We start from the raw sequence: 25,949 nt of genomic DNA, 5'->3' as shown, positions 1-25,949 counted from the left end.
AGCCGCGAGAATATCAGGCGGCCACGACCAATGGCTACCGGCAATAAGAACGAGAAAAGTCCCGGAAGTTCAGCAATATGAACAGTTCTTCATGCGCACTTACGGCACAGGGCCAGCATGGACGTCGCAACCGCGTTCAAGGGTAGTCGCCATCGCGGTATTGCGCCGCCACTTCACGCAACACTTCGCACAGCCACTGCGCCGGCAACGGTGATGGCAAGGCGGCGTTGCTGCAGATGCCGACAGAACCGCCCGGCTCCCTGACCCCCAGGTCCAGCTCGTGCAGTTCGCCGCGATCGAGGTCGACCCGCACCGCGTCGCGCGGCGCCACCCAGACCGCATCGCTGCCCTGCACATAGCGCCGGCTGAGGGCCGGCGACAGGGTTTCCAGGCGCTGTCGCGGCTGTTCGATGGCGCACTGCACGAACAGGCTGTCGGCATGCTTGCGGATGGTGGTTCCGGCCAGGGGCAGGACCAGCGGGTAGTCGGCCAGCCGCGCGCGCTCCAGGGGCAGGCTCTGCAAGAGCGGATGGCCCGGGCGCACCACCAGCGACATCGACTCGCTGTACAGGTGTTCGAACAGCAGGCCCTGGATCTGCGGACTGTCGGTCATGCGCCCGATCACCAGGTCCAGTTCGCCGACATGCAGTTGCGCCAGCAGATGGGCACTGGGCCCGGTGGCGACGCTGACCACCAGGGCCGCGTGGCGCTGATGCAGGCGGCGGATGACTTCCGGCATCAGCAGGCTTTCCACGGTCGACAGCACGCCGACGCGCACCTGCGGTGGCGCGTGCTCCTCCCCGCGCAGGGTGCTCACACCTTCGCGCAGGGCCTGCACGCAGGGACCGGCGTAGCGCATGAAGCGCACCCCGGCAGGGGTCAGCTCGACGCCCTGCTTGCTGCGTTCGAACAGACGGGTCTGCAGCAGATCCTCGAGTTCCTTGAGGGTCTTGGAGATCGCCGGCTGGCTGATCGCCACGGCATCCGCGGCCTTGGCGAAACTGCCCTGGCGGGCGATTTCGAGAAAGCACAGCAGGTGGCGGAATTTGATGCGGGTGTCGAGGTTCATGGGGGGGAAGTTTATCCGTATTGGGGCCGCTTTGCGGCCCTTCGCGAGCAAGCTCGCTCCCACAGACAGTTGTGGGAGCTTGCTCGCGAAGGGCTGCAAAGCAGCCCCAAAAGAACTACAGACCGATCTCGACCCGCCCCTCATGCAAGCGCACCGGCCAGACCCGCAGCGCCTGCCCTTCGTCCTCCAGGCAGCGCCCGTCGCGCAGGCGGAAATGCTGCTTGTACAGCGGCGCGGCGACCACCAGTTCACCCTGCAGGCTGCCGATCAGGCCGCGGCCGATCACATTGGCGCCCGAGCGCGGGTCGTGGTTGTCCACGGCATACAGCTCGGTCTCCGCCCCCGGCACATGGAACAGCGCGACCTGCGCGCCGTCATGCCAGACCACCACCCCGGATTGCGCCACCAGATCGGCTTCGGCACACACCGGCGTCCACTCCCGGGACGATTTCACAGCAGCATTCGACAGGTTCATCAGAGCACCTCCTCGGTGGTCGGGATCAAATGGAGTTCCGCCGCCGCGATCGGTCGGCGCTGGCCGCGCTCGCGGACGAAATGCACGCCCGGATCGGCCCGATGGTCGTTGACGAAGGTCCGGAAGCGCTTGAGCTTTTCCGGGTCCTTGAGGGCGTTGGCCCATTCGCATTCGTAGCGCTCGACCACATGCTGCATCTGCGCTTCCAGCTCGGCGCCAAGGCCCAGGCTGTCGTCGATGATCACCTGCTTGAGGTAGTCCAGCCCGCCCTCCAGGCTTTCACGCCAGACCGAGGTGCGCTGCAGCTTGTCGGCGGTGCGGATGTAGAACATCAGCACGCGGTCGATCAGGCGCACCAGGGTGGCGTCGTCGAGGTCGGTGGCGAACAGTTCGGCGTGGCGCGGACGCATACCGCCGTTGCCGCAGATGTACAGGTTCCAGCCCTTCTCGGTGGCGATCACGCCGATATCCTTGCTCTGCGCCTCGGCGCATTCGCGGGTGCAGCCCGACACGGCGAACTTGAGCTTGTGCGGCGAACGCAGGCCCTTGTAGCGATCTTCCAGGAGCAGGGCCATCTTCACGCTGTCCTGTACGCCGTAGCGGCACCAGGTGCTGCCGACGCAGGACTTCACCGTGCGCGTCGACTTGCCGTAGGCATGTCCGGTCTCGAAACCGGCGGCGATCAGCTCTTCCCAGATCAGCGGCAATTCGTGCAGCTGCGCGCCGAACAGGTCGATGCGCTGGCCGCCGGTGATCTTGGTGTAGAGGTCGTATTTCTTCGCCACCTCGCCGATGACGATGAGCTTCTCCGGGGTGATCTCCCCGCCGGGAATCCGTGGCACCACCGAGTAGGTGCCGTTCTTCTGCATGTTGGCCATGAAGGTGTCGTTGGTGTCCTGCAGCGGCACCAGCGACGGGTCCATGATCGGCTGGTTCCAGCACGAGGCGAGGATCGAGCCGACGGTGGGCTTGCAGATGGCGCAACCGATATGGCCCTTGCCGTGCTTGGCCAGCAGTTCGTCGAAGTTGCGGATACCCTCGACCCGCACCAGCGCGTAGAGCTCCTGGCGGGTGTAGGCGAAGTGCTCGCACAGGCTCTTGTCGACGCTGACGCCGCGGGCGGTCAGTTCGTGTTCGAAGACCTGCTTGAGCAAGGCCGCGCAACCGCCGCAACCGGTCGCCGCCTTGGTGCAGCTCTTCACCGCGGCAAGATCGCCACAACCGCTGTCGATGGCGGCGCACACTGCGCCCTTGCTGACGTTGTGGCAGGAGCAGATGGTCGCGCTGTCCGGCAGGGCATCGGCGCCCAGGGCCGGCGCACCGCCGCCTTGCGGGAGGATCAGCGCGGCCGGATCGGCGGGCACGGCGATGGCGTTCTGCACGTACTGCAACAGGGTGTCGTAGTAACTGTTGTCGCCCACCAGCACCGCGCCGATCACCCGCTTGCCGCTGGCATCCAGGACCAGGCGGCGGTAGCTGTTGCCCGCTTCGTCGATGAAGCGATAGCTGCGCGCGCCCGGGGTGGCGCCATGGGCATCGCCGATCGAGCCGACATCGACGCCGAGCAGCTTGAGCTTGGTCGACATGTCCGCCCCGGCGAAAGCGTTGGCCGGCTGTCCGGCCAGCGCCGTGGCAAGGTTGCGCGCCATGCCGTAACCCGGCGCGACCAGGCCGAACACGCTGCCATTCCACGAGGCGCATTCGCCGATGGCATAGATGCGCGGGTCGCTGCTGCGGCACTCGCCATCGATCACCACGCCGCCGCGGGCCGCCACTTCCAGGCCACTGGCGCGGGCCAGGGCGTCCTGCGGACGGATACCGGCGGAAAACACGATCAGGTCGGTTTCGAGGAATTCGCCACCGTCGAAATTCATCCGGTAGCGGTAGTCCTCGCCGGCGACGATGGCCTGTGTCGCCCGCGCCAGATGCACGCCGACGCCCAGTGCCTCGATCCGCGCGCGCAACGCCGCGCCGCCCTCGCCGTCCAGTTGCACCGGCATCAGGCGCGGCGCGAATTCCACCACATGGGCTTCCAGGCCCAGGGACTTCAGGGCATTGGCCGCCTCCAGGCCGAGCAGTCCGCCACCCACCACCACGCCGCGGCGGGCATTGGCCGCGGCCGCACGGATCGCGTCGAGATCGTCGAGGGTGCGGTAGACCAGGCGCGCCGCGCCTTCGGAACCCTGGATCGGCGGCACGAAGGGATAGGAGCCGGTGGCCAGGATCAGGCGATCGTACGGGTAGCGCCCCTGCGCGGTGACTACTTCGCGGCGCTCGCGATCCAGTTCCAGCACCGCCTCGCCGAGATGCACGGCGATGCCGTGTTCGCCATACAGCCCCGCCTCGCCCAGTGCCAGAGCTTCGGCATCGCTGCCACTGAAGTACTCGGACAGGTGCACGCGGTCGTAGGCGCGCTGGCGCTCCTCGCCGAACACCCGCACCTCGAAACGGGCCAGGGCACCGCGCTCGATCAGTTGCTCGATGCAGTGATGGCCGACCATGCCGTTGCCGACGATTACCAGCTTTTCTCGTTGCTCGATGGACGCGATGGCGTTCATGCCTGGTTCCTCACGGTGCGGGGCGTACCCCGGAAAAAACGCAAAAAAAAGCGCCTGGAGCCGAAGCTCCAGGCGCCTTTGCCTGGTCTTGATCGTTATGGTCCGTAACGGTGATCGACGTTGACCACCCGGGACGTTGTACAGAGCTAAAAGCAGGTAGTGTGCCAAGTGCCCGATTGGCCTGAAATCTAAGGTTTCAGGGGCTCCTGGCGGGTTTGCTTGAACCACGCTGGTGCAGAAATCGCCGTGTTGCAGCATGTTGATGCAGTGAGTTTCCCGGCCGCATCAGTACACATCCCGCAGGTAGCGCTTGTCCCGCCCCATCTGCGCCACGTATTGCGCCGCCTGCTCGGCACTCATCCCGCCATGCTCCGCGACCACGGCCTTCAGCGCCGCGTCGACATCCCTGGCCATCCGCCCGGCATCGCCGCAGACATAGAAGAACGCGCCGTCACGCAGCCAGCGCCACAGCTCCGCGCCCTGCTCGCGCATGCGCTGCTGCACATAGATCTTGTCTTGCTGATCGCGCGAGAACGCGGTGTCCAGGCGGGTCAGCACACCGCTCTGGCGCCATGCCAGCAACTCGTCGCGGTAGTAGAAGTCGCAGGCTTCGCGCTGTTCGCCGAAGAACAGCCAGTTGGCGCCGCTGGCGGCACGCGCCTCGCGCTCCTGGAGAAAGGCACGGAACGGCGCGATACCGGTGCCGGGCCCGACCATGATCACCGGCAGGCTGTCATCATCAGGCAAGCGAAAACTCGCGGACGGCTGTGGGAAGATCGACACTTTCAATTCCCCGGCACGATCGGCGACAAAGGTCGAACACACGCCCTTGCGCTGGCCGTAGCGCACCGTCGACATCGTCAGGTGCACCTGCCGCGGATGCTGGCGCGGGCTGGAACTGATGGAGTAGAGCCGGGGCTGCAAGGGCTTGAGCAAGCTCAGCCAGTCCGCCAGGGGCAGCGACAGGGGAAACTCGGCGAGCAGGTCGGCCAGTTGCCGGCCCCACAAGGCATCCTTGTCGCTGGGGCAGGCAGGATGCACGGCGCGGAAGCGCTCCAGCCACTGCGGGGTGATCCGGCTGATATCCAGGTGATCGCTCAGCGCCTCGCGCAGCGACATCGGCGCCTGGCCCTTGAGCGTGACCTCGAGCGCCGCGTCCAGCCCGCTGCGTTCGAGCACTTCCTCGACCAGTTGCGGACAGTTGCGCGGCCAGATCCCGAGGGCATCACCGGCTTCGTAGCGCAGCCCGCTGTCGCCCAGGTCGAAGACGATCTGCCGGGTTTCCTTGCTCGCGCCCGGCCCGTTGAGCAGACGATTTTCCACAACCCGCGCGGGCAATGGCGCCTGCTTGCCGAACGCCGCCTGCGGCGGTTCGCTCAGGGCCAGCGGCGCCTGCGACAGCTTGCTGGTCAAGGCCTGCAGCCAGCCGGCGAAGGGCTCGTCGAAATCCGGTTCGCAATCGACCCGCTCCAGCAAACGCTGGCCGCCCAGTTCGGCGAGACGCTGATCGAGCTTGCGACCGAAGCCGCAGAACTGGTCGTAGCTGGAGTCCCCCAGGGCCAGGACCGCGTAGGGCCGCTTCGCCCAGTCAGCACCTTCGCCCTGCAGCGATTGCCAGAACGCCGTGGCGCTGTCCGGGGCTTCGCCGTCGCCGAAGGTGCTGGTGATCAGCAACAGGCTCGCGGCCTCGCCGATCCGCGCCGGCTGCACGCTTTCCATGCATTCCAGCTGCACCGTCAGCCCGGCTTCGCGCAGATGGCCGGCACAGCGCTCGGCCAGGGTCTGGCTGTTGCCGGTCTGCGACGCCCAAAGCACCAGGTGAGCCGGGGTGACCGGGGCTTCCAGGGCGGCCACGGCAGGCACGGCCTCGGTGCGGGAATACAGGCCGGCCAGCAGGCCGTCGACGAACAGCCGTCGCGATGGCGCCAGTGGCGCGCCGGCCGGCAAGGTGGGAATGCCCGGGTGGCGCATCCGCTCCAGCCCCAGCAGGAAGCCGTGCAGGTACTGTTGCTCATGCTCGGCCAGGGCCAGTTCGGGCGGCGTGCCCAGGCCCAGGACCTGGCGCAGGGTGTCGTGGGGCATCGGCCGGCTCTCCTCGGGGATGGCGGGATCGAGTTGAAGGATATCGAGGCGCTCGCCACTGACCCGGCTCAGGGCCACGGCGCAGTGCTTGAAGGCGGGTTGCAGCGACAGCGGGTCGACCGCATCGCAGGTCACCGCGTTGATCGCCAGTTGCTCGCCGTACAGGTCGTTCCAGTGGAAGGGCGCAAAGCAGTTGCCCGGCATCACCCGCGTGGTGATCCGCGCCGGCAGCACGGCCTGGCCACGCCGCGAGCGGACCTCGACCTGATCCTTCTCGGCGATGCCGAGGGCGGCGGCGTCCTGCGGATGGATCTCCACGAAGGGGCCGGGGTCGAGCTTGTTCAGGCTGGCGACCTTGCCGGTCTTGGTCAGGGTGTGCCACTGGTGCTGGACGCGGCCGGTGTTGAGCACCAGCGGGTAGGACGAGTCCGGCAGTTCCGCAGGCGACAGCCAGGGCCGGGCGAAGAAACGGGCCTTGCCATTGGCCGTGGCGAAGACGATTTCCGGACGCTCACCGTCGACAGCATCCTTCAGCGTCTGGCTGAGGCCATTGTTCAGATAACGCAGCGGGCTGCGCGCATCGGCGCGGCCCGGTTCACATGGCCACTGCCGTGGGCCGCTGCGCAGCGTGGCGTAGTCCAGCCCGCGCAGGTCGTAGCCGCTGGCCGGGTTCCAGGCCTGGCGGATTTCCTCGAAGACCTCCTCGGCGCTGGCATAGCTGAAACCCTCCGCATAGCCCATGGCGCAGGCCACCCGGGCAATGATCTGCCAATCGGCCAGGCTTTCGCCGGGCGCGTCCACCGCCTTGGCGGTCAGGGTCAGATTGCGTTCGGAGTTGATCATCACCCCTTCGCTCTCGGCCCACAGCGCGGCGGGCAGAAGGATATCGGCGTAACGGTTGGTTTCCGTGTCGAGGAAGGCGTCCTGGCTGATCACCAGTTCCGCCGCGCGCAGCCCGTCGATCACCCGCTGGCGGTTGGCGACGCTGGCCACCGGATTGCTGCAGATGATCCAGCAGGCTTTTACCTGGCCGGCGGCCAGTTGTTCGAAGAGGCCGATGGTGCCCTCGCCCGCCTCGGCGCGCAGGCTGCCGGCCGGGATCTTCCAGAGTCGTTCGACGAACTGCCGATCCGCCTCTACCAGCGCCGAACGCTGGCCTGGCAAACCGGGGCCCATGTAGCCCATTTCCCGCCCGCCCATGGCATTGGGCTGACCGGTCAGGGAGAAGGGACCGCTGCCCGGTCGGCAGATGGCGCCGGTCGCCAGGTGCAGGTTGCACAGGGCATTGGTGTGCCAGGTGCCCTGGATGCTCTGGTTCAGGCCCATGGTCCAGCAGCTCATCCAGTCCCTGGCCGCGCCGATCCAGGCTGCGGCCTGGCGAATGTCGGCTTCGGCGAGGCCGGTGATCTGCGCCACCCGCGCCGGGGTGTAGTCGGCGAGAAAGGCCGGCATCTCGTCCCAGCCTTCGGTATAGCGCTGGATGAAGGCGTGGTCGGTCTGCCCGTTTTCATGCAGCAGGTGCAGCAGGCCGTTGATCAGCGCCAGGTCGGTGCCGGGACGCACCTGCAGGAACAGATCGGCCTTGTCCGCCGTGGCACTGCGCCGCGGATCGACCACGATCAGGCGGGCGCCGGCCTTGAGCCGGTCGAGCAGGCGCAGGAACAGGATCGGGTGACAGTCGGCCATGTTGGCGCCGATCACGAAAAACACCTCGGCCTTGTCGAAGTCCTGGTAGCTGCCCGGCGGCCCGTCAGCGCCCAGCGACAGCTTGTAGCCACTGCCGGCGCTGGCCATGCACAGGCGCGAGTTGGATTCGATATGGCGACTGCGGATGAAGCCCTTCACCAGCTTGTTGGCCAGGTACTGGGCTTCCAGCGACATCTGCCCGGACACGTACAGAGCCACGGCGTCCGGGCCGTCGCGGTCGATGATCTCGCGCAGGCGCCGGGCGGCCTGTTCGAGCGCCTGGTCCATGCCCAGGCGCACTGGATCGCGCTGGCGCTGGTCGCGCAGCCAGGCCCATTCCATGCGCCCGGACTCGCGCAGCGGCTGATGGCAACTCAGGCCCTTGGTGCACAGGCGCCCGAGATTGCTCGGGTGCTGCTTGTCGCCGCTGACCTTGATGACCTGGTTGTTCGCCACGCTCATGACGATGCCGCAACCGACACCGCAATATGGGCAGACACTGCGCACCGTCGTGCTGGCCATGACCCTGACTCCTTCGCAAAACAAAAAGGCGCCCTGCCGCCCCGACCTGGATGAACAGGGGGAGCGACACGGCGCCTTTGTCGTGAATGGGGCAATCGACGTTGATTGCCTGATGGGCAGGTCAAAGCAAGGGGCGCGCCAAAACGGCCAGAAGCCCGGAATCAGGGGATATGGAGGTATCGAGGAAGGCGCAGGATGCACCGTCGTGGTGAGGCTTGCACCAACGCAGCGCGAGCAGGAAAACGCAGGCACAAAAAAAGCGACCCTTGGGTCGCTTTCTCTGTTGCTTCCGGGTGTTCAGTGGGCCCTGGAAGCGAATATGGCGCAGCGGACGGGACTCGAACCCGCGACCCCCGGCGTGACAGGCCGGTATTCTAACCGACTGAACTACCGCTGCGCGTAACACTGAGATTTGGTGGGTGATGACGGGATCGAACCGCCGACCCTCTGCTTGTAAGGCAGATGCTCTCCCGGCTGAGCTAATCACCCATCGTCTCGGTGTGGCGCGCATTCTACGGAGCACCCGATACTCTGGCAAGCACTTTTTGAAAAAAAATTTTCAGGCGTTCCAACGACTTAGCGGACTTGGCCTGGAAGCGCCGCTCGGAGAATAATGCCCCCCTTATGTAATGAGGAGAGATTCGCCCCATGTGGTTCAAAAACCTGCTGAGCTATCGCCTGACCCAGGACATTCCGTTCGACGCCGAAGCGCTGGAAGCGGCCCTCGCCAGCAAGCCTGCCCGCCCATGCGCCAGCCAGGAGTTGACCACCTATGGCTTCGTCGCGCCGTTCGGCAAGGGTGAGGACGCTCCCCTGGTGCATGTCAGCGGCGACTTCCTGCTGATCGCCGCGCGCAAGGAAGAACGCATCCTGCCCGGCAGCGTCGTGCGCGACGCGGTCAAGGAGAAGGTCGACGAGATCGAGACCGAGCAGATGCGCAAGGTCTATAAAAAGGAACGCGACCAGATCAAGGACGAGATCATCCAGGCCTTCCTGCCCCGCGCCTTCATTCGCCGGGCGATGGTCTTCGCCGCCATCGCGCCGAAGCTCGGCCTGATCCTGGTCAACTCGGCCAGCGCCAAGCGCGCCGAAGACCTGCTCTCGACCCTGCGTGAAGTCATGGGCTCGCTGCCGGTGCGCCCGGTCACGGTGAAGATCGCGCCGAGCGCGACCATGACCGACTGGGTGAAGAACCAGCAGGCCGCTCCGGACTTCCACGTACTGGACGAATGCGAACTGCGCGATACCCATGAAGACGGCGGCATCGTGCGCTGCAAGCGCCAGGACCTGACCAGCGACGAGATCCAGCTGCATCTGGGCACCGGCAAGCAGGTCACCCAACTGGCCCTGGCCTGGCAGGACAAGCTGTCCTTCGTGCTGGACGACAAGACGGTGATCAAGCGCCTGAAGTTCGAGGAACTGCTGCAGGACCAGGCCGAGGAAGACGGCGGCGATGAAGCGCTGGGCCAGCTGGATGCCAGCTTCACCCTGATGATGCTGACCTTCTCCGAGTTCCTCCCGGCGCTGTTCGAAGCGCTGGGCGGCGAAGAGATTCCGCAGGGGATCTGATCCGTCCAGGGGACCGCAACGCGGTCCCCTTCATCCCCTGGATTTGCCCTTGCCAGGGAAAATGTGCACTATAGTGCGCACTGCGAGGACGACCTCGCGACGCATCGCGTGAGCATCCGGGGACGGCCCCATCACCTGATGGAGTATCGAGCATGTCCTGGATCATTCTGTTTTTCGCCGGCCTCTTCGAAGTCGGCTGGGCCGTCGGCCTGAAATACACCGATGGTTTCACCCGCCCCCTTCCCACCGCATTGACCGTCGCCGCCATGGCCGTGAGCCTGGGCCTGCTCGGCCTGGCGATGAAGGAATTGCCGCTGGGTACCGCCTACGCCATCTGGACCGGCGTCGGCGCGGTGGGCACGGTGATCGCCGGGATCATCCTGTTCGGCGAATCCATGGCCCTGGTGCGCCTGGTCAGCGTTGCGCTGATCGTCGCCGGCCTGATCGGCCTGAAGGTCAGCGCCAGCTGACCCTCTCCCCCCTACGTCGCTAGCGGATTTCTCCGCGCAACGCCCCTACCCGTTCGCGCAGCAGCGCCGGCTCCGCCTGTTCGCCAGGAATCGCGGCGCCGGCCACCAGGGTCACCCGTGACCAGAAGCGGCGGAAGAAGCCCTTGGCCGGATCGCGGCTGAAGAAACTCCCCCACAAGCCCTGCAACGCCAAGGGAATCACCGGCACCGGGGTGCGCTGCAGGATCAGCTTGACCCCGCCCTTGAATTCGTCGATCTCGCCATCGCCGGTCAGCTTGCCTTCCGGGAAGATGCACACCAGCTCACCCGCCTCCAGGTATTCGGCGATGCGTTCGAAGGCACGCTCGTAGGTGGCGCGGTCCTCGTTGCGCCCGGCGATGGGGATGGCCCCGGCGGTGCGGAAGATGAAGTTGAGCACCGGCAGGTTGTAGATCCGGTAGTACATGACGAAGCGCATCGGCCGGCGCACCGCGCCGGCAATCAGCAGCGCGTCGACGAACGAGACATGGTTGCACACCAGCAGCGCCGCGCCCTCGTCGGGAATCCGCTCGAGGTCGCGATGCCGGACCCGATACATGGAATGGCTGAGCAGCCAGATCATGAAGCGCATGCTGAATTCGGGGACAATCTTGAAGATGTAGGCGTTCACCGCGATGTTGAGCAGCGACACCACCAGGAACAGCTGCGGAATCTCCAGCCCCGCCACGCCGAGCAGGAGCATGGTGACGATCGCCGAGACCACCATGAACAGCGCATTGAGAATATTGTTAGCGGCAATCACCCGGGCCCGCTGGTCTTCCGGGGTGCGCGCCTGGATCAGCGCATACAGCGGCACGATATAGAAGCCGCCGAACACCCCCAGGCCGACGATCGACAGCAGGATCCACCAGGCCTTGGCCATGCCCAGCAGGGCCAGCCAGTCATAAGGCGCCTCTGCCACCGGGATATCCCCGGAATGCCACCACCAGAGCAGGCCGAACAGGGTCAGGCCGAAGGAGCCGAACGGCACCAGGCCGATCTCGACCTTGCGACCGCTGAGCCGCTCGCAGAGCAGCGAGCCCAGGGCGATGCCTACCGAGAACAGGGTGAGGATCAGGGTGACCACGGTTTCGTCGCCGTGCATCGAGACCTTGGCATATTCCGGAATCTGCGTCAGGTAGATCGCCCCGACGAACCAGAACCACGAGTTGCCGACGATCGAGCGGGACACCGCCGGGGTCTGGTTCAGGCCCATGCGCAGGGTCGCGCCGGTCTGGGCGAAGATGTTCCATTGCAGCTTCAGCTCCGGCGAAGCCGCGGCAGCACGGGGAATGAAGCGGCTGGCCAGATAGCCCAGGGCCGCGGTGAGCACGATGCCGCACGCCACCACCGGGGCATAGTCACTGACCGACAGCATCACGCCCGCGGCGATGGTCCCGGCGAGGATCGCCAGGAACGTGCCCATCTCCACCAGGCCGTTGCCGCCCACCAGTTCTTCTTCGCGCAATGCCTGGGGCAGAATCGAATACTTGACCGGGCCGAACAGCGCCGAGTGGGTGCCCATGGCGAACAGCGCCACGAGCATCAGCCACAGCTGGTCATAAAGGAAGCCCACGGCACCGATGGTCATGATCACCACCTCGGCCAGCTTGATGGTGCGGATCAGCGCATCCTTGGCGTACTTCTCGCCGAACTGCCCGGCCAGCGCCGAGAACAGGAAGAACGGCAGGATGAACAGCAGGGCGCAGAGGCTGACCAGCGTCGACCCGCTGCCGCCGATGCTCAGCTTGTAGAGGATCGCCAGGATCAGCGACTGCTTGTACAGGTTGTCGTTGAAGGCACCCAGCGACTGGGTGATGAAGAAAGGCAGGAAGCGCCGCTTCCTGAGCAAGGCGAACTGGGAGGTGTGGCTCATCGTCCGTGTACCTGATCGGGCTTTGTGATTTGAGGCGCCGGGCGCGGGAAAAGCCACACTTTGCAGGAATGCAGTTCGATTCGACCAGCCCCTGGAAATACTTGCCAATCAATTGGGCCCGCGTTGCGGTCCTTCGCAGGCAAGCCAGCTCCTACAGAAAAGCGGGTCTCCACGCTCGCCGAAGCCTATTTGCAACCCGCAATGCAAGGCGACACGAACAGCTCACCGCGCCACGCCCCACGCGCCGTGCGCCAGGCCACCAGCGACCACAATCCCACCAGCGCCAGCACCAGGACCACGCCCATCCCCTGGAAAAACCCGAGCCCCAGCCAGCTCGCCAGCTTCAGCGTCGCCAGCGCATAGACACCCAGCGGGAAGGTGAAACCCCACCAACCCAGGTTGAACGGCATGCCCTGGTGCATATGTTTCAGGGTGATCAGCAGTGCCGTCAGCAGCCACCAGAACCCGCAGCCCCAGAGCACGATCCCGGCGATCAGGCCGATCCCGCGGGCAATCTCGCCGAAACCGGCCAGGCCATTGGCCGTGAAGATCGCCGGTGCATCGCCCCCCAGCAGCAACATGCCGAGCGCACCGGTACCGATCGGCCCCAGCGCCAGCCAGCTCGACGCGGCCATGTGCGCCGGCGGCAGCTTGTGCAGGGCCATGCGCAGGATGAGGATGGTCAGGATGCTGAACGCCACCGGCAGCGACACCGCCCACAGCACATAGCTGGTGATCAGCACCTGGAACTGCCGCGCGGTGTCGCCCAGGTGCGGTGCCAGCAGGCCACCGCTGGCCGCCGCCACTTCCGCGGCCACCACCGGCAACAGCCAGACCGCGGTCATCTGGTCGATGCTGTGCTCCTGGCGGGTGAACATCAGGAAAGGAATCGCCACGCCACATAGCAGCGCCATGACCACATCGAGCCACCACAGCGCCTCGACCCAAGGCAGGATGCCGTCGCCGAAACGCGCCAGGCCGAAGACCAGCGCACCGTTGAGCAGGGTCGCCAGGCCCATCGGGATGGTGCCGAAGAACATCGAGACCGTGGAATGCCCGAAGATCCGCCGCGCCTCGTCGAAGAACATGACCCAGCGCGCGCCGTAGAGCAGGCCGAACAGCACGAACAAGCCCGACGCCAGCCACCACAGGGCCTCGGCCACCCCGCGCAGGGCCGGAAGCGCCTGCACCAGGGCCAGGCCCAGGACACCGGTGCCCATGACCACGGCGAACCAGTTCGGGGTGAACTGGCGGATCACTTCGCGGGGGTGGGTCAACTGGTTGAAGGGACGCAAGGGATGGATCGCGGTCGGGCATGGCATGGGGGTCTGTCTCCTGTCCTCTCATGAGGTAGAGACCAACCTACAACCAAAAGGAATATCCATATAACGGTTATTTTCTCTATCTGTTATCGGTTTAGCAGATAAGCATTGGCAGAAACCCTGCGACGCCCTGCCGCTGCGACCTTGGTCGGCGCTGACGAAGCCCGGGCGACGTGCCAGACTGACTGATCGAGGTGACCAGCCGCCGTGGTGGTGCATCGCTATTTTCGTTCGGAGTCATCATGTCGTTGTCCAGCGGGCTGATCGCGGTGGTCGCCCTGGCCTATATGGCCGTCATGTTCGCCATTGCCTTCTACGGCGACCGCCGCGGCACGCCGCTGCCACCACGCCTGCGGGCCTGGGTCTACAGCCTGTCGCTGGCGGTGTACTGCACCAGCTGGACCTTCTTCGGCGCGGTCGGCCAGGCCGCCGAACAGCTCTGGGCCTTCCTGCCGATCTACCTCGGCCCGGTGCTGCTGCTGATGTTCGCGCCCTGGGTGCTGCAGAAGATGGTGCTGATCAGCAAGCAGGAGAACATCACCTCCATCGCCGACTTCATCGCCGCGCGCTACGGCAAGTCGCAGACCCTGGCGGTGGTGGTGGCGCTGATCTGCCTGGTCGGCGTGCTGCCCTACATCGCCCTGCAGTTGAAGGGCATCGTCCTCGGCGTCAACCTGCTGATCGGCGCCAACGCCGATGCCACCGGCAGCCGCGTGCAGGACACCGCGCTGGTGGTGTCGCTGGTCCTGGCGCTGTTTTCCATCGTCTTCGGCACCCGCAGCCTGGACGTGACCGAGCACCACCGCGGCATGGTCCTGGCCATCGCCTTCGAGGCCATCGTCAAGTTGCTGGCCTTCCTCGCGGTCGGCGCCTTCGTGGTGTTCAACCTGTACGACGGTTTCGACGACCTGTTCAGCCAGGCCCGCGCCGCGCCCGCCCTGGACAGCTACTGGCAGGAAACCATCAACTGGCCGTCCATGGTGGTGCAGACCGGGGTGGCGATGATGGCGATCATCTGCCTGCCACGGCAGTTCCAGGTGACCGTGGTGGAGAACATCGAACCGCAGGACATGCGCCTGGCACGCTGGGTGTTCCCGCTGTACCTGGTGCTCGCCGCGCTGTTCGTGGTGCCCATCGCCCTGGCCGGACAGATGCTCCTGCCGGGCACGGTGATCTCCGACTCCTTCGTCATCAGCCTGCCGCTGGCCGAAGCCCACCCGAGCCTGGCCCTGCTGGCCTTCATCGGCGGCGCCTCGGCCGCCACCGGCATGGTCATCGTCGAGGCCGTGGCACTGTCGACCATGGTCTCCAACGACATGCTGCTGCCCTGGCTACTGCGGCGCAACAACGCCGAGCGGCCGTTCGAAGCCTTCCGCCACTGGATGCTCACGGTGCGCCGGGTGACCATCGTGGTCATTCTCCTCCTCGCCTACGTCAGCTACCGCCTGCTGGGCTCCACCGCGAGCCTGGCGACCATCGGCCAGATCGCCTTCGCCGCGGTGACCCAATTGACCCCGGCCATGCTTGGCGCGCTGTACTGGAAACAGGCCAACCGCCGCGGTGTGTTCGCGGGCCTCGCCACCGGTACCTTCCTCTGGTTCTACACCCTGGTCCTGCCGATCGCCGCCCACAGCCTCGGCTGGACGCTGGAGCTGTTTCCCGGCCTGGCCTGGCTGCACGGCAATCCGCTGGGCCTGCCGATCACCCCACTGACCCAGGGCGTGGTGCTGTCCCTGGCCGGCAACTTCATGGTCTTCGCCTGGGTCTCGATCCTTTCCCGCACCCGGGTCAGTGAACACTGGCAGGCCGGGCGCTTCATCGGCCAGCAAAGCAGCGCGCGACCGAACAACCGCTCGCTGCTGGCGGTGCAGATCGACGACCTGCTGCACCTCGCCGCGCGCTTCGTCGGCGAGGAACGGGCGCGGCAGAGCTTCATTCGCTTCGCCTACCGCCAGGGCAAAGGCTTCAACCCCAACCAGAACGCCGACGGTGAGTGGATCGAGCACACCGAACGGCTGCTCGCCGGCGTGCTCGGCACCTCGTCGACCCGCGCGGTGGTCAAGGCCGCCATCGAAGGCCGCGACATGCAGCTGGAAGACGTCGTGCGCATCGCCGACGAAGCCTCGGAAGTGCTGCAGTTCAACCGCGCCCTGCTGCAAGGCGCGATCGAGAACATCAGCCAGGGCATCAGCGTGGTCGACCAGTCGCTGCGCCTGGTGGCCTGGAACCGCCGCTACCTGGAACTGTTCAACTACCCGGACGGCCTGATCAGCGTCGGCCGGCCGATCGCCGACATCATCCGCTACAACGCCGAGCGCGGCCTGTGCGGCCCCGGCGAAGCCCAGGTGCACGTGGCGCGGCGCCTGCACTGGATGCGCCAGGGCCGCGCGCATACCTCCGAGCGCCTGTTCCCCAACGGCCGGGTCATCGAGCTGATCGGCAACCCGATGCCCGGCGGCGGCTTCGTCATGAGCTTCACCGACATCACCCCGTTCCGCGAAGCCGAGCAGGCGCTCAAGGACTCCAACGAAAGCCTCGAACAGCGGGTCGCCGAGCGTACCCACGAACTGTCGCAACTGAACCTGGCGCTGACCGAGGCGAAGAGCCACGCCGAGGCCGCGAACAAGTCCAAGACGCGCTTCCTCGCCGCGGTCAGCCATGACCTGATGCAGCCGCTGAACGCCGCGCGGCTGTTCTCCGCGGCGCTTTCCCACCAGGCCGAAGGCCTGTCCACGGAAGCCCAGAAACTGGTGCAGCACATGGACAGCTCGCTGCGCTCGGCGGAAGAGCTGATCAGCGACCTGCTGGATATCTCGCGCCTGGAAAACGGCAAGATCACCCCGGACGCCAAGCCCTTCGCCCTCAACGACCTGTTCGACACCCTCGGCGCCGAGTTCAAGGTGCTGGCGCGCGAGCATGGCCTGGACTTTCGCGTGCGTGGCAGCCACCTGCGGGTGCACAGCGACATGAAGCTGCTGCGGCGGATCCTGCAGAACTTCCTGACCAACGCCTTCCGCTACGGCAAGAGCCCGATCCTGCTCGGCGTGCGGCGCCGCAAGGGCAACCTGTGGCTGGAAGTCTGGGACCGCGGGCCGGGCATCGCCGACGACAAGCTGCAAGTGATCTTCGAGGAGTTCAAACGCCTCGACAGCCACCAGACCCGTGCCGAGAAAGGCCTGGGCCTGGGCCTGGCGATCGCCGACGGCCTGTGCAAGGTGCTCGGCCATCCGCTGGAAGTACGCTCGTGGACCGGCAAGGGCAGCGTGTTCCGGGTCAGCGTGCCGCTGGCCAGCGCCCCCGCGCCGGAACCGGTGAAGAGCGCGGAACAGGCCGGGCAGCCACTGGCGGGCCTGCACGTGCTATGCGTGGACAACGAAGACAGCATCCTCATCGGCATGAACAGCCTGCTCAGCCGCTGGGGCTGCCAGGTCTGGACCGCGCGCAATCGCGAAGAATGCGCGGCGCTGCTGGACCAGGGACTGCGCCCGCACCTGGCGCTGGTGGACTATCACCTCGACGACGGCGAGATCGGTACCGAACTGATGGCCTGGCTACGCACCCGCCTCGGCGAGCCGGTGCCGGGGGTGGTGATCAGCGCCGACGGGCATGGCGAGACCATGGCCAAGGTCCACGCCGCCGGCCTCGACTACCTGAGCAAACCGGTGAAGCCGGCGGCCTTGCGCGCCCTGCTCAATCGCCATCTGAGTCTGGTGCAATGAGCCCGTCGTTGGCCGGGACGCCGTCGCCGGCGGCCATGGCCTTTTCCAGCAGGTCGGCCGGCAGGCTCTTGCTGGCCCGGGCACCGAGCAGCTTGAGCTGTTCGCTGCGGCTGATCAGGTTGCCGCGTCCCTCGCAGAGCTTGTTGCGCGCCGCCGCGTAGGCCTTGTCCACCTGTTGCAGGCGGCTGCCCAGCTCGTCCAGGTCCTGGATGAACAGCACGAACTTGTCGTACAGCCAGCCGGCGCGCTCGGCGATTTCCCGGGCGTTCTGGCTCTGCCGCTCCTGCTTCCACAGGCTGTCGATGACCCGCAGGGTGGCCAGCAGGGTGGTCGGGCTGACGATCACGATCTGCCGGTCGAAGGCTTCCTGGAACAGGTTCGGTTCGGCCTGCAACGCCGCCGAGAAGGCCGCCTCGATGGGCACGAAGAGCAGGACGAAATCCAGGCTGGTGAGGCCGTCGAGGCGGTTGTAGTCCTTGCTCGACAGGCCTTTGACATGGCTGCGCAGGGAGTGCACGTGCTGCTTGAGCGCGGCCTGGGCCACGTCCTCCTCGCTGGCGCCGATGAACTGCTGGTAGGCGGTCAGGCTGACCTTGGAATCCACCACCACCTGCTTGTCGCCGGGCAGCATGATCAGCACGTCGGGCTGGAAGCGCTCGCCGTCGGCGCTCTTCAGGCTGACCTGGGTCTGGTATTCGCGGCCCTTTTCCAGGCCGGCATGCTCCAGGACCTTTTCCAGGATCAGTTCGCCCCAGTTGCCCTGGGTCTTCTGACCCTTGAGGGCCTGGGTCAGGTTGGTCGCCTCGTCGCTCAGGCGCAGGTTGAGCTGCTGCAGGCGCTCCAGTTCCTTGCCCAGGGAAAAGCGTTCGCGGGCTTCCTGCTGGTAGCTTTCCTCGACGCGCTTTTCGAAGGACTGGATGCGCTCCTTGAGCGGATCGAGCAGTTGCCCCAGGTGCTGCTGGCTGGTCTGGGCGAAGCGCTGCTCGCGCTCGTCGAAGATTTTCGTGGCCATTTCGGCGAACTGCGCACGCAGCTCGTCGCGCGAGCCCTGCAGGTCGGCGAGGCGCTGCTGATGGCTGTCCTGCTGCTCGCGCAGCTCGGCTTCGAGGGCCGCGCAACGTGCATCGAGGCGCCGCAGCTCGGCTTCACGGGCGCTGCGCTCGAGGTTCCAGGCATGGGCCGCGTCCCGGGCGTTGTCGCGGTCGATCTGCAACAGGTCCAGCTCACGGGCCTGGGCGGCGAGACTGGCCTGCTTGGCGCTGTTGGCCTGGCCGAGATCGCTGATTTCGTCGCGGCTGGCATCCAGTTGCGCCTGCAGGCCTTCCTGGGCCAGCAGTGCGCTGCTCAGGCGTTCTTCCTGCAAGGCCAGTTGCGCCTGGCGCTCGCTGTGCTGGCGCTGCCAGCGCACCAGCACGATTACCGCCGGCACGGCGGCGAGCAACATACCCAGCACCAGGCTGGTCAGATCCAATGCAACCATCGACAGCATGCTCACCCCTCGGAAAAAGTCCCGCCGAGCTTATCAGCCCGGGTTCTCGACCGCGCGGCAATTACTCCGGCAGAGGCCGCACGCGCCCTGCCCTGCCGGCTGCGAGCGATACTGGCGGGTTGACCTCGGGCTGGCCGCACAGGCGCTCGTACTCCAGCTGCGCACAACGATCGCCGGCCCGCGCCGCCTGGCGCAGCAGCTCATGCCCGATACGCCGGTCGCGGGCATTGCCGCAATCGCGACAGAGCATCTGCCCCAGCCGGCTCTGCGCCACCACCACGCCTTCACGGGCCGGTTGCTTGAGCAGGCGTCCGGCAAAATGCTTGATCTGCGGCTTGTCGCCCAGGCGCGGATTGTCCAGCAGCCACAACGCCACTTTCAGCGACAGGCCGGCGGGTTGGGAATTGGCTTTCGAGGGAGGATTTGAATCGGAGGATCGACCGCGAAACTTCATAAAAACAGGTGAGATACTTCTTGGGGCGCGCACTCTACCCGATTTTTCCGACGACTGCCTGGATCATTTCCGAAGTTTTTTTTGAATTTTCTGATCTTTTTTCTTGACCTTTCCGAGGTGATTTTTTAGCCAGTACTACCGCCGCGAACAATTGTCTGACAGCCTTCCACTTGCTGGCACGCCCGTCCTAGAGCAACCGCTCGGGACAATCCACAGAAGCTGTGGATAACTCAGTGGACAACCCCTCTCGACACCCCGCAAACCCCGGTAGAATGGGGCCCCCAGTCAAACTGTCGATTTTTTCACCAGCTAAAAAAAGTGTTTTTTTTCATTGACTTGTCCATCCAGACCGGTCAATGGGCGAGCCATGCCAGGCTGTTACAGGGTTGTGACACAGGTCGCCCCGCGTGTGCACAAACGCCCCAAAGCGAGGCGACCCGGCGCACCATCGCGGCCATTCGTGACGGGAGACGGGGCTTCCCAGGGACGTACAAAATGGACATAATGGTCGGCTCGCCGGACGAAAGACGAAAAAACTTGCCAGCGAGAACGGAAGCCGGTATCTTCGCCGCCGTTAGTACCAAGCTGAAAGTCAATTCTGGCCAAAGCGGTCCTTGCAGCATCACCCTCCCCAAGGGTCATCCTGCTGAAACCAGGACCCGCCAACCGAAGCTCCCCGGGCAATGCCATGCACGCCCCGCCGAGCCCACACCAGCAGACTGAACAGGATCCTCACCCAGAGGCGCAGAACCTATGCCCTGGCGTGTTGCCCGTCTTCCGAAGTACCTACCAGTCAGCCCAAGGCGCCACCTTCTTATTGCGCTCATCCACTGGCTGTCCTGTTCCAGACAGGTTCTGCCGCATCCAGCCTAAAGGCTCGCGTCACTGGAACGTTTGAAATATATGCGGCTCAAACTAGCCGTATCCCATGCAGGAACGTCCAACAATGATGAATTACAACACCCATACCCAAGCGGCCATCCGCACCCTGTCCCAGGCTTTCGCACCGCTGAACTGCATCATCCTCGCCTCGCGCAAGAACAGCTTCAGCTTCACCCTGGTCGACGAACACGGCATCGCCCAGCACAGCGAACGCCTGTACCCCGAGCAATACACCCGTGCCGAACCGCTGCAGGCGGTGATCGACCGGACCCGTCAGGCGTTGACCGCCTGATGGACCACTCACTCCCAAGCCCCTCATTCGAGGGGCTTTTGCTATCCGCACACCTCGCCTGCCCCCCCTCGAAAGCGCCCCATCTTTAAGTACCGATCGGCATATGACCTATAACGAAAAGCCGGAAATGATTTAAAAACAGCCCTTTACAGCCGGAATATGACACTACACTTCAACTCAAGCGGCTCAGTCCGCTTCCGGCGGGCCTGAGGTTCCGATCCACCCTGCTGCCAAGCACCAGCGTTCCGCCGGCCATTTTTCAGTTCGAGGGCATTATGGGAATCGCCGCGAGCGAGTTGAGCCAATATGTGATCCGGCCGACGCTGATCTACCTGGAACGCTACAGCCCCTGCGCCGAAGCCCTGCTGCTCGGCGTGGCGGCCAGCCAGTCGGCCCTTGGCGCCGCCCTTCACGACCGCCGCGGTCACGGCCTGTATCGCATCGCCGAACTGCGCCACCAGGCCATCTGGGATGACTTTCTCGCCCGCGATCCGGAACTGGCGAGCCTGGTCCGCGGTCTGGCCAGTCAGCATGCCTTTCTCAACGGCCCGCACCAGGAACTGACGGTCAACCTGCGCTACGCCACCGCCATAGCATGGATGCTGATCGAAGAGCAGGCGCCACGCCTGCCGGCAGCCGACGACCTGCTCGGCCAGGCGAAAATCTGGCGCCAGATTTTCCAGCCGCAGGGTCGGCTGCGCGACTTCACCCGGGCCTGGCAGGCCTGCATCGCTCCCCTGGAACACCAGGCATGTTAGGAAAACAACTACATTCACAAACGGAATAAATTGCCAATTCTGGTCGGATTGTCCTACAAAACCGCTCTATCTCCTGCGATACAGCCTATAGCGCGGGCCAGAAAATATTGGTAATTTGCGCCCCGGTGATCCCCTGGAGTTTCTAATAATGAAAAAATTCACACTCGTCAAAAGCACCCTCACCCTCGCGGTTGCCCTGGCCTCTTCCAACCTGCTGGCGAGCGGTTTCGCGCTCAACGAACAAAGCATCAGCGGCATGGGTACCGGTTTTGCCGGCCGTTCCTCTTCCGCCGACGATGCCAGCACCGTGTACGGCAACCCGGCCGGCATGTCGCGCCTGAAACGTGAGCAGGTCACCGTCGGCGGCGCTGCCGTGATCGCCAAGACCGACCTCAAGCACGCCCGTGGCACCTTCGGTGGCAGCAACGATGGCGACATGGTTCCGGTGGTTGGCGTGCCCATGGGCTACTACGTCAAGCCCATCGACGAGCACTGGAGCGTCGGCTTCGGCATGTACGTGCCGTTCGGCCTGATCACCGACTACGAGACCGGCTTCGCCGGCCGCTACTTCGGCAGCAAATCGGAAGTCCAGGTCGTCACCTTCCAGCCGACCGTCAGCTACGCCTTCAACGACGTGGTGTCGATCGGCTTCGGTCCGACCATCAACCACATCAAAGGCAGCCTGCAGTCCAATGCCCTCAATGCCGGCAGCCTGGGCCGCAACGACGGCCAGGTGAAGATCTCCGGTGACGACACCGCGGTCGGCTACAACATCGGCATCCTGGTCCAGCCGACCGAGCACACCCGCCTCGGCCTGACCTACCATTCGATGGTGGACTACAAGCTGGAAGGCGACACCAAGATCCAGGGCACTGGCTTCGGCCCCTTCAACGGTGGCAAGTACGACGCCTCGCTGAACATCAAGACCCCGGAATCCGTGGACTTCTCCATCACCCACGAACTGGATGAGCAGTGGACCCTCTACGCGGGCAGCACCTGGACCCGCTGGAGCCGCCTGGAAGCCATCACCGTCAAGAACGAGGGCGTCCCGGCACCGCTGCGCGCGAACCTGGGCACCATCAGCGAAGAACAGAACTGGCACGACACCTGGGCCCACGCCATCGGCGCGTCCTACAAGGTCAACAAGGAGTGGGTGCTGCGCACCGGCTTCACCGTCGACCAGTCGCCGACCAACAACGTCAACCGTTCGCCACGCATCCCCACCGGCGATCGCAAGATCTTCAGCATCGGTGCCGGCTGGAGCCCGACTGACGACATGACCATCGACCTGGCCTACTCCTACCTGTGGGAAGAAGACACCAAGGTCAACCTGCGCGATCCGAGCAAGGGCGCCTACAGCGCGACCTACGAGAACAGTGCACACGGCCTGGGCGCGTCCCTGACCTACCGCTTCTGATCTACGCTTCGGTTGCATGAAGAAACCGCCCTCGCCGGCGGTTTTTTCATGCCCGGGATTTCACCCGCCACTCATCGCCTAGATGCGCCTGCAGGAATTCCATGAAGGCCCGCACCTTCGGCGTCAGGGCGAAGCGGTCGGTGACGCACAGATAGATGTCCATCGGCTCGGTTTGCGCATAGGCGCGGTTGCCGCCGCCATCCTCGAACAGCGGCACCAGTTCGCCACGCTCGAGGAACGGCCGGGCGACGAACTCGGCGAGCCGGGTAATGCCGCCATCGTGCACCGCCATCTGCGCCAGCACGTCGATGTCGTCGCTGATCAGCACATCGCCGAACTCGGCATCGAAACGCAGACCGTCGCGCACGAAGCCCCAGCGCAGGAAACGCCCGTCCACCGGGTAGCGAAACACCAGGCAGCGCCGCTGCTTGAGTTCTTCGGGACTCTGCGGCCAGCCCTCGCGCGCCAGGTAGCCAGGTGACGCGCAACAGATGAAAGGCACCTGAGCGATATGCCGCGCCAGCAGCCCATCGTCCAGTTGCGGGGTGATGCGCAGGCTCACGTCCACGCCCTGCTGTGCATGGTTGACGCGGCTGTCACTCGTAAGCAATTCGATAGAAAGCCGTGGATAGAGCGCGCTGAACCCTGGAATCAGCCGCGCCAGCACATGCCGGCCGAAGGCCGAGGTGCTGGCGATGCACAGGCGCCCCTGGGGCTCGCTGTCCACCGCGGTGACCGCCCGTTGCGCCGCCTCCAGGTCGCGCTCGATATGCCGGACCTTGTCGTAGTACAGGCTGCCACTGGGGGTCAGCGCCATGCTGCGGGTGGTGCGGGAGAGCAGTCGCACCTGCAGGTGGTCTTCCAGACGGGCGATGTTCTGGCTCACCGCCGCGGCGCTCAAGCCGAGGCTGCGGGCGCCACCGGCGATGCTGCCGGCTTCGACCACCTTGATGAAACTCTTGATCAGGCCCAGCAGGTTCACGGACGACCTCGGCGAGAATTCGTAAGTTTCCCTTTATAAAGACCTAATCCGCGAGCGTCTACTTGCCAGGCGAGCGCCTTGTTAACCTGCGCGATTCACAGAACCCTTCTAGGAGGTCGCATGCATTCACCGGCAACCGGTCGCAGCCTGAAACTCGGCGTTCGCGCCACGCCCTATGTCTTCGCCTTCTATATGTCGTCGATCATGGCGATGCTGATGTGCTTCGTGATCACCGCGGCCAACAGCGGCCTGGGCGAGGACTACCTGCGCAACGTGCTGAAGGCCTACCAGCTGGCCATGCCGGTGGCCTTCGCCTGCGTACTAGTGGTGCGACCGATCGTGGTCAGGCTGGTGGCCCTCACGGTGCATCCGCACAAGTGAATCAGGGCCGGGAGGCGATGGCCTTGTCGATGGCCGCGCGGAATTCCGGATCGTCCGGCTTGGTCAGGCTGGAGAAACTGGCCACCACCTTGCCCTGGCGGTCGACCACGTATTTGTAGAAATTCCACTTCGGCGCGGCGCTCTGTCGCGCCAGTTCCCTGAACAGCGGCGTGGCATCGGCACCGCGCACCGGCTGCGCTTCGGTCATGGTGAAGGTAACGCCGTAGTTGGCGTAGCAGACCTTGGCGGTCTTGGCGCTGTCGGCGTCTTCCTGCTTGAAGTCATTGGACGGCACGCCGAGCATTTCCAGGCCCTTGCCGTGGTACTCCTTGTAGACCGCCTCGAGACCTTCGAACTGCGGGGCGAAACCGCAGTAGCTGGCGGTGTTGACCACCACCAGCGGCTTGCCGCCGAACTGCTGGCAGAGGTCGACCGGCTGCTTGTTGCCCAGCTTGGGCAGGTCGCCCTGAAGCAGGGCCGGACAGCCATCGGCCAGGGCCAGGCCGCTGAAGCCAAGGGCGACAGCAGCGATCAACAGGCGTGCATGCATGACGATTCTCCATTCGTTGTACGAAGGATCAGCCTACGCCTAACAGACGCCCATGCCCAACTGCATCAGCGCCAGGCCGCCACGCTGCCAGCCCCACCAGACCAGCCCCAGCAGCACGGCCGCCACGACCAGCGCGGCCAACCAGCCACGGTAGCGGCTCATGCCGAGGCGGCCTGCAGGCGCGCCACCGGACGCTCGCGCACCGGCCAGTTCAACGCGCCGGCCAGCAGGCTGAGGAGGATCGAGATCTGCCAGACCAGGTCGTAGTTGCCGGTCTGGTCGTACACCACCCCGCCCAGCCAGCCGCCGAGGAAGGCGCCCAACTGATGGAAGAGGAAGACGATGCCGCCAAGCATGGACAGGTTGCGCACACCGAACAGGGTCGCCACCGTGCCGTTGGTCAAGGGCACCGTGGAGAGCCACAGCAGGCCCATGGCGATGCCGAACAGGTAGGCGCTGAAGGTGCTGATCGGCGCCCACAGGAACAACACGATGACCACCGCGCGCAGCAGGTACAGCGCGGTCAGCAGGCGCGGCTTGGACATCCGCCCACCCAGCCAGCCGGCGGTGTAGGTGCCGACGATATTGAACAGGCCGACCAGCGCCAGCACCGTGGTCCCGGTGGTCGCCGGCAGGTGCTGGTCGACCAGGTAGGCCGGCAGGTGCACGCCGATGAACACCACCTGGAAGCCACAGACGAAGAAGCCCAGGGCAAGCAGCCAGAAACCGGAATGGGTGCAGGCTTCGCGCAGCGCTTCGCCGAGGGTCTGTTCATGGCCCAGGGTCGGCAGCGGCCGATCCTTGAGCAGGCTCACCAGCGGCACGATGAAGGCCACCATCAGGCCCAGCACCAGCAGGGCCAGCGACCAGCCCAGCCAGTTGATCAGGCCGAGGGTGCCGGGCAGCATGGCGAACTGGCCGAAGGAGCCGGCGGCGCTGGCGATGCCCATGGCCAGGCTGCGTTTTTCCGGTGCCACGGCACGGCCGACCACACCGAGAATCACCGAGAACGACGTACCGGACAGACCGATGCCGATCAGCAGGCCGGCGCTGAGGGACAGCGACACCGGCGAATCCGACAGGCCCATCAGGACCAGACCCGCGGCATAGAGAATGCCGCCGATGATCACCACCTTTCCGGCACCGAGGCGATCGGCCAGGGCCCCGGCGAAGGGCTGGGCCAGACCCCATATCAGGTTCTGCAGGGCAATGGCGAAGGCGAACACACCACGGCCCCAGCCGAATTCGGCGCTCATCGGCGCAAGGAACAGGCCGAAGCCGTGGCGCACGCCCAGCGACAGGGCGAGGATCAAGGCCGCGCCGAGGAGGATCCAGCCACTGGTACGCCATATGGATGTCATTTGTTCTGCTCTCCTGT

The 25,949-nt window shown here is 65.3% G+C and carries 19 protein-coding genes and 2 tRNA genes; 7 read left to right on the top strand and 14 right to left on the bottom strand.

The genetic code is table 11. From position 1 onward, the window contains the following. Positions 1-136: 136 nt before the first annotated feature. The 6 genes from pcaQ to RTI28_RS09125 form a co-directional block, all read right to left on the bottom strand. Complete coding sequence (gene pcaQ, locus RTI28_RS09150; RefSeq protein WP_316920151.1) at positions 137-1,069, bottom strand: pca operon transcription factor PcaQ; 933 nt, start codon at positions 1,067-1,069, stop codon at positions 137-139. A gap of 115 nt (positions 1,070-1,184) precedes the next feature. Further along, positions 1,185-1,544: a nitrite reductase small subunit NirD gene (nirD, locus tag RTI28_RS09145; protein WP_316920150.1), complete on the bottom strand. Its 360-nt coding sequence runs from the start codon at positions 1,542-1,544 to the stop codon at positions 1,185-1,187. Further along, entirely contained in the window at positions 1,544-4,102 is a 2,559-nt protein-coding gene (nirB, locus tag RTI28_RS09140; protein ID WP_316920149.1) for a nitrite reductase large subunit NirB, read from the bottom strand. Before nirB ends, nirD begins: the two co-directional genes overlap by 1 nt. 285 nt (positions 4,103-4,387) lie before the next feature. Beyond that, a complete protein-coding gene (locus RTI28_RS09135) occupies positions 4,388-8,392 on the bottom strand; it encodes a bifunctional nitrate reductase/sulfite reductase flavoprotein subunit alpha (RefSeq protein ID WP_316920148.1) in 4,005 nt (1,334 codons plus the stop codon). Positions 8,393-8,712: 320 nt separating this feature from the next. After that, positions 8,713-8,789, bottom strand: a tRNA-Asp gene (locus tag RTI28_RS09130). A gap of 16 nt (positions 8,790-8,805) precedes the next feature. Continuing rightward, positions 8,806-8,881: transfer RNA gene (locus tag RTI28_RS09125), tRNA-Val, on the bottom strand. Between the two features lie 159 nt (positions 8,882-9,040). Here RTI28_RS09125 and rdgC point away from each other — a divergent pair. Together rdgC and sugE are read left to right on the top strand one after the other, a co-directional pair. Continuing rightward, positions 9,041-9,961 (top strand): recombination-associated protein RdgC, encoded by a 921-nt coding sequence (rdgC, locus tag RTI28_RS09120; RefSeq protein WP_042127883.1) that lies wholly within the window; start codon positions 9,041-9,043, stop codon positions 9,959-9,961. A 152-nt stretch (positions 9,962-10,113) separates the two neighbouring features. Beyond that, positions 10,114-10,431 (top strand): quaternary ammonium compound efflux SMR transporter SugE, encoded by a 318-nt coding sequence (sugE, locus tag RTI28_RS09115; protein WP_039579384.1) that lies wholly within the window; start codon positions 10,114-10,116, stop codon positions 10,429-10,431. Between the two features lie 19 nt (positions 10,432-10,450). Here sugE and RTI28_RS09110 read toward each other — a convergent pair whose 3' ends face one another. Together RTI28_RS09110 and RTI28_RS09105 are read right to left on the bottom strand one after the other, a co-directional pair. Further along, positions 10,451-12,325 (bottom strand): MFS transporter, encoded by a 1,875-nt coding sequence (locus tag RTI28_RS09110; RefSeq protein ID WP_316920147.1) that lies wholly within the window; start codon positions 12,323-12,325, stop codon positions 10,451-10,453. A 185-nt stretch (positions 12,326-12,510) separates the two neighbouring features. After that, positions 12,511-13,647 carry a TDT family transporter gene (locus RTI28_RS09105; RefSeq protein ID WP_316920146.1) on the bottom strand — a complete coding sequence of 379 codons (1,137 nt, stop codon included), beginning with the start codon at positions 13,645-13,647 and terminating at the stop codon, positions 12,511-12,513. A 242-nt stretch (positions 13,648-13,889) separates the two neighbouring features. Here RTI28_RS09105 and RTI28_RS09100 point away from each other — a divergent pair, with 242 nt between their 5' ends. Next, positions 13,890-17,366: a NahK/ErcS family hybrid sensor histidine kinase/response regulator gene (locus RTI28_RS09100; RefSeq protein ID WP_316920145.1), complete on the top strand. Its 3,477-nt coding sequence runs from the start codon at positions 13,890-13,892 to the stop codon at positions 17,364-17,366. Here RTI28_RS09100 and rmuC read toward each other — a convergent pair. Together rmuC and RTI28_RS09090 are read right to left on the bottom strand one after the other, a co-directional pair. Next, on the bottom strand, positions 17,338-18,729 hold the full coding sequence (gene rmuC / locus RTI28_RS09095) for a DNA recombination protein RmuC (RefSeq protein ID WP_316920274.1): 1,392 nt from the start codon (positions 18,727-18,729) through the stop codon (positions 17,338-17,340). The genes RTI28_RS09100 and rmuC overlap by 29 nt on opposite strands. A 187-nt stretch (positions 18,730-18,916) precedes the next feature. Next, entirely contained in the window at positions 18,917-19,309 is a 393-nt protein-coding gene (locus tag RTI28_RS09090; RefSeq protein ID WP_316920144.1) for a sel1 repeat family protein, read from the bottom strand. A 949-nt stretch (positions 19,310-20,258) separates the two neighbouring features. Between RTI28_RS09090 and RTI28_RS09085 the strand changes: the two genes are divergently transcribed. The 3 genes from RTI28_RS09085 to RTI28_RS09075 all read left to right on the top strand — a co-directional run bounded on the left by RTI28_RS09085 (position 20,259) and on the right by RTI28_RS09075 (position 22,658). Then, positions 20,259-20,483 carry a hypothetical protein gene (locus RTI28_RS09085; protein WP_042127972.1) on the top strand — a complete coding sequence of 75 codons (225 nt, stop codon included), beginning with the start codon at positions 20,259-20,261 and terminating at the stop codon, positions 20,481-20,483. Positions 20,484-20,758: 275 nt separating this feature from the next. Further along, entirely contained in the window at positions 20,759-21,241 is a 483-nt protein-coding gene (locus tag RTI28_RS09080) for a hypothetical protein (RefSeq protein WP_316920143.1), read from the top strand. 148 nt (positions 21,242-21,389) lie between these two features. Then, positions 21,390-22,658: an OmpP1/FadL family transporter gene (locus tag RTI28_RS09075; RefSeq protein ID WP_316920142.1), complete on the top strand. Its 1,269-nt coding sequence runs from the start codon at positions 21,390-21,392 to the stop codon at positions 22,656-22,658. A gap of 46 nt (positions 22,659-22,704) precedes the next feature. On the opposite strand, the gene RTI28_RS09070 is transcribed toward RTI28_RS09075, so the two are convergent. Next, complete coding sequence (locus RTI28_RS09070; RefSeq protein ID WP_316920141.1) at positions 22,705-23,640, bottom strand: LysR family transcriptional regulator; 936 nt, start codon at positions 23,638-23,640, stop codon at positions 22,705-22,707. Between the two features lie 120 nt (positions 23,641-23,760). Between RTI28_RS09070 and RTI28_RS09065 the strand changes: the two genes are divergently transcribed. Next, positions 23,761-24,021, top strand: a complete 261-nt coding sequence (locus RTI28_RS09065) for a DUF2798 domain-containing protein (protein WP_316920140.1) — start codon at positions 23,761-23,763, stop codon at positions 24,019-24,021. A 1-nt stretch (position 24,022) separates the two neighbouring features. Here RTI28_RS09065 and RTI28_RS09060 read toward each other — a convergent pair whose 3' ends face one another. From RTI28_RS09060 to RTI28_RS09050, 3 genes are read right to left on the bottom strand one after another with little or no spacing between them, the layout of a single operon-like run. Further along, the gene (locus RTI28_RS09060; protein WP_042127862.1) at positions 24,023-24,571 is read right to left on the bottom strand and encodes a glutathione peroxidase; all 549 of its coding nucleotides are present in this window, start codon (positions 24,569-24,571) and stop codon (positions 24,023-24,025) included. A gap of 39 nt (positions 24,572-24,610) precedes the next feature. After that, a complete protein-coding gene (locus RTI28_RS09055) occupies positions 24,611-24,733 on the bottom strand; it encodes a hypothetical protein (RefSeq protein WP_316920139.1) in 123 nt (40 codons plus the stop codon). Beyond that, on the bottom strand, positions 24,730-25,932 hold the full coding sequence (locus tag RTI28_RS09050; RefSeq protein WP_410478968.1) for an MFS transporter: 1,203 nt from the start codon (positions 25,930-25,932) through the stop codon (positions 24,730-24,732). Before RTI28_RS09050 ends, RTI28_RS09055 begins: the two co-directional genes overlap by 4 nt. Positions 25,933-25,949: the final 17 nt, after the last annotated feature.

The organism is Pseudomonas sp. zfem002 (genome assembly GCF_032621685.1).
GTDB lineage: Bacteria > Pseudomonadota > Gammaproteobacteria > Pseudomonadales > Pseudomonadaceae > Aquipseudomonas > Aquipseudomonas japonica.
This window is presented reverse-complemented; position numbering and strand designations above follow the sequence as displayed.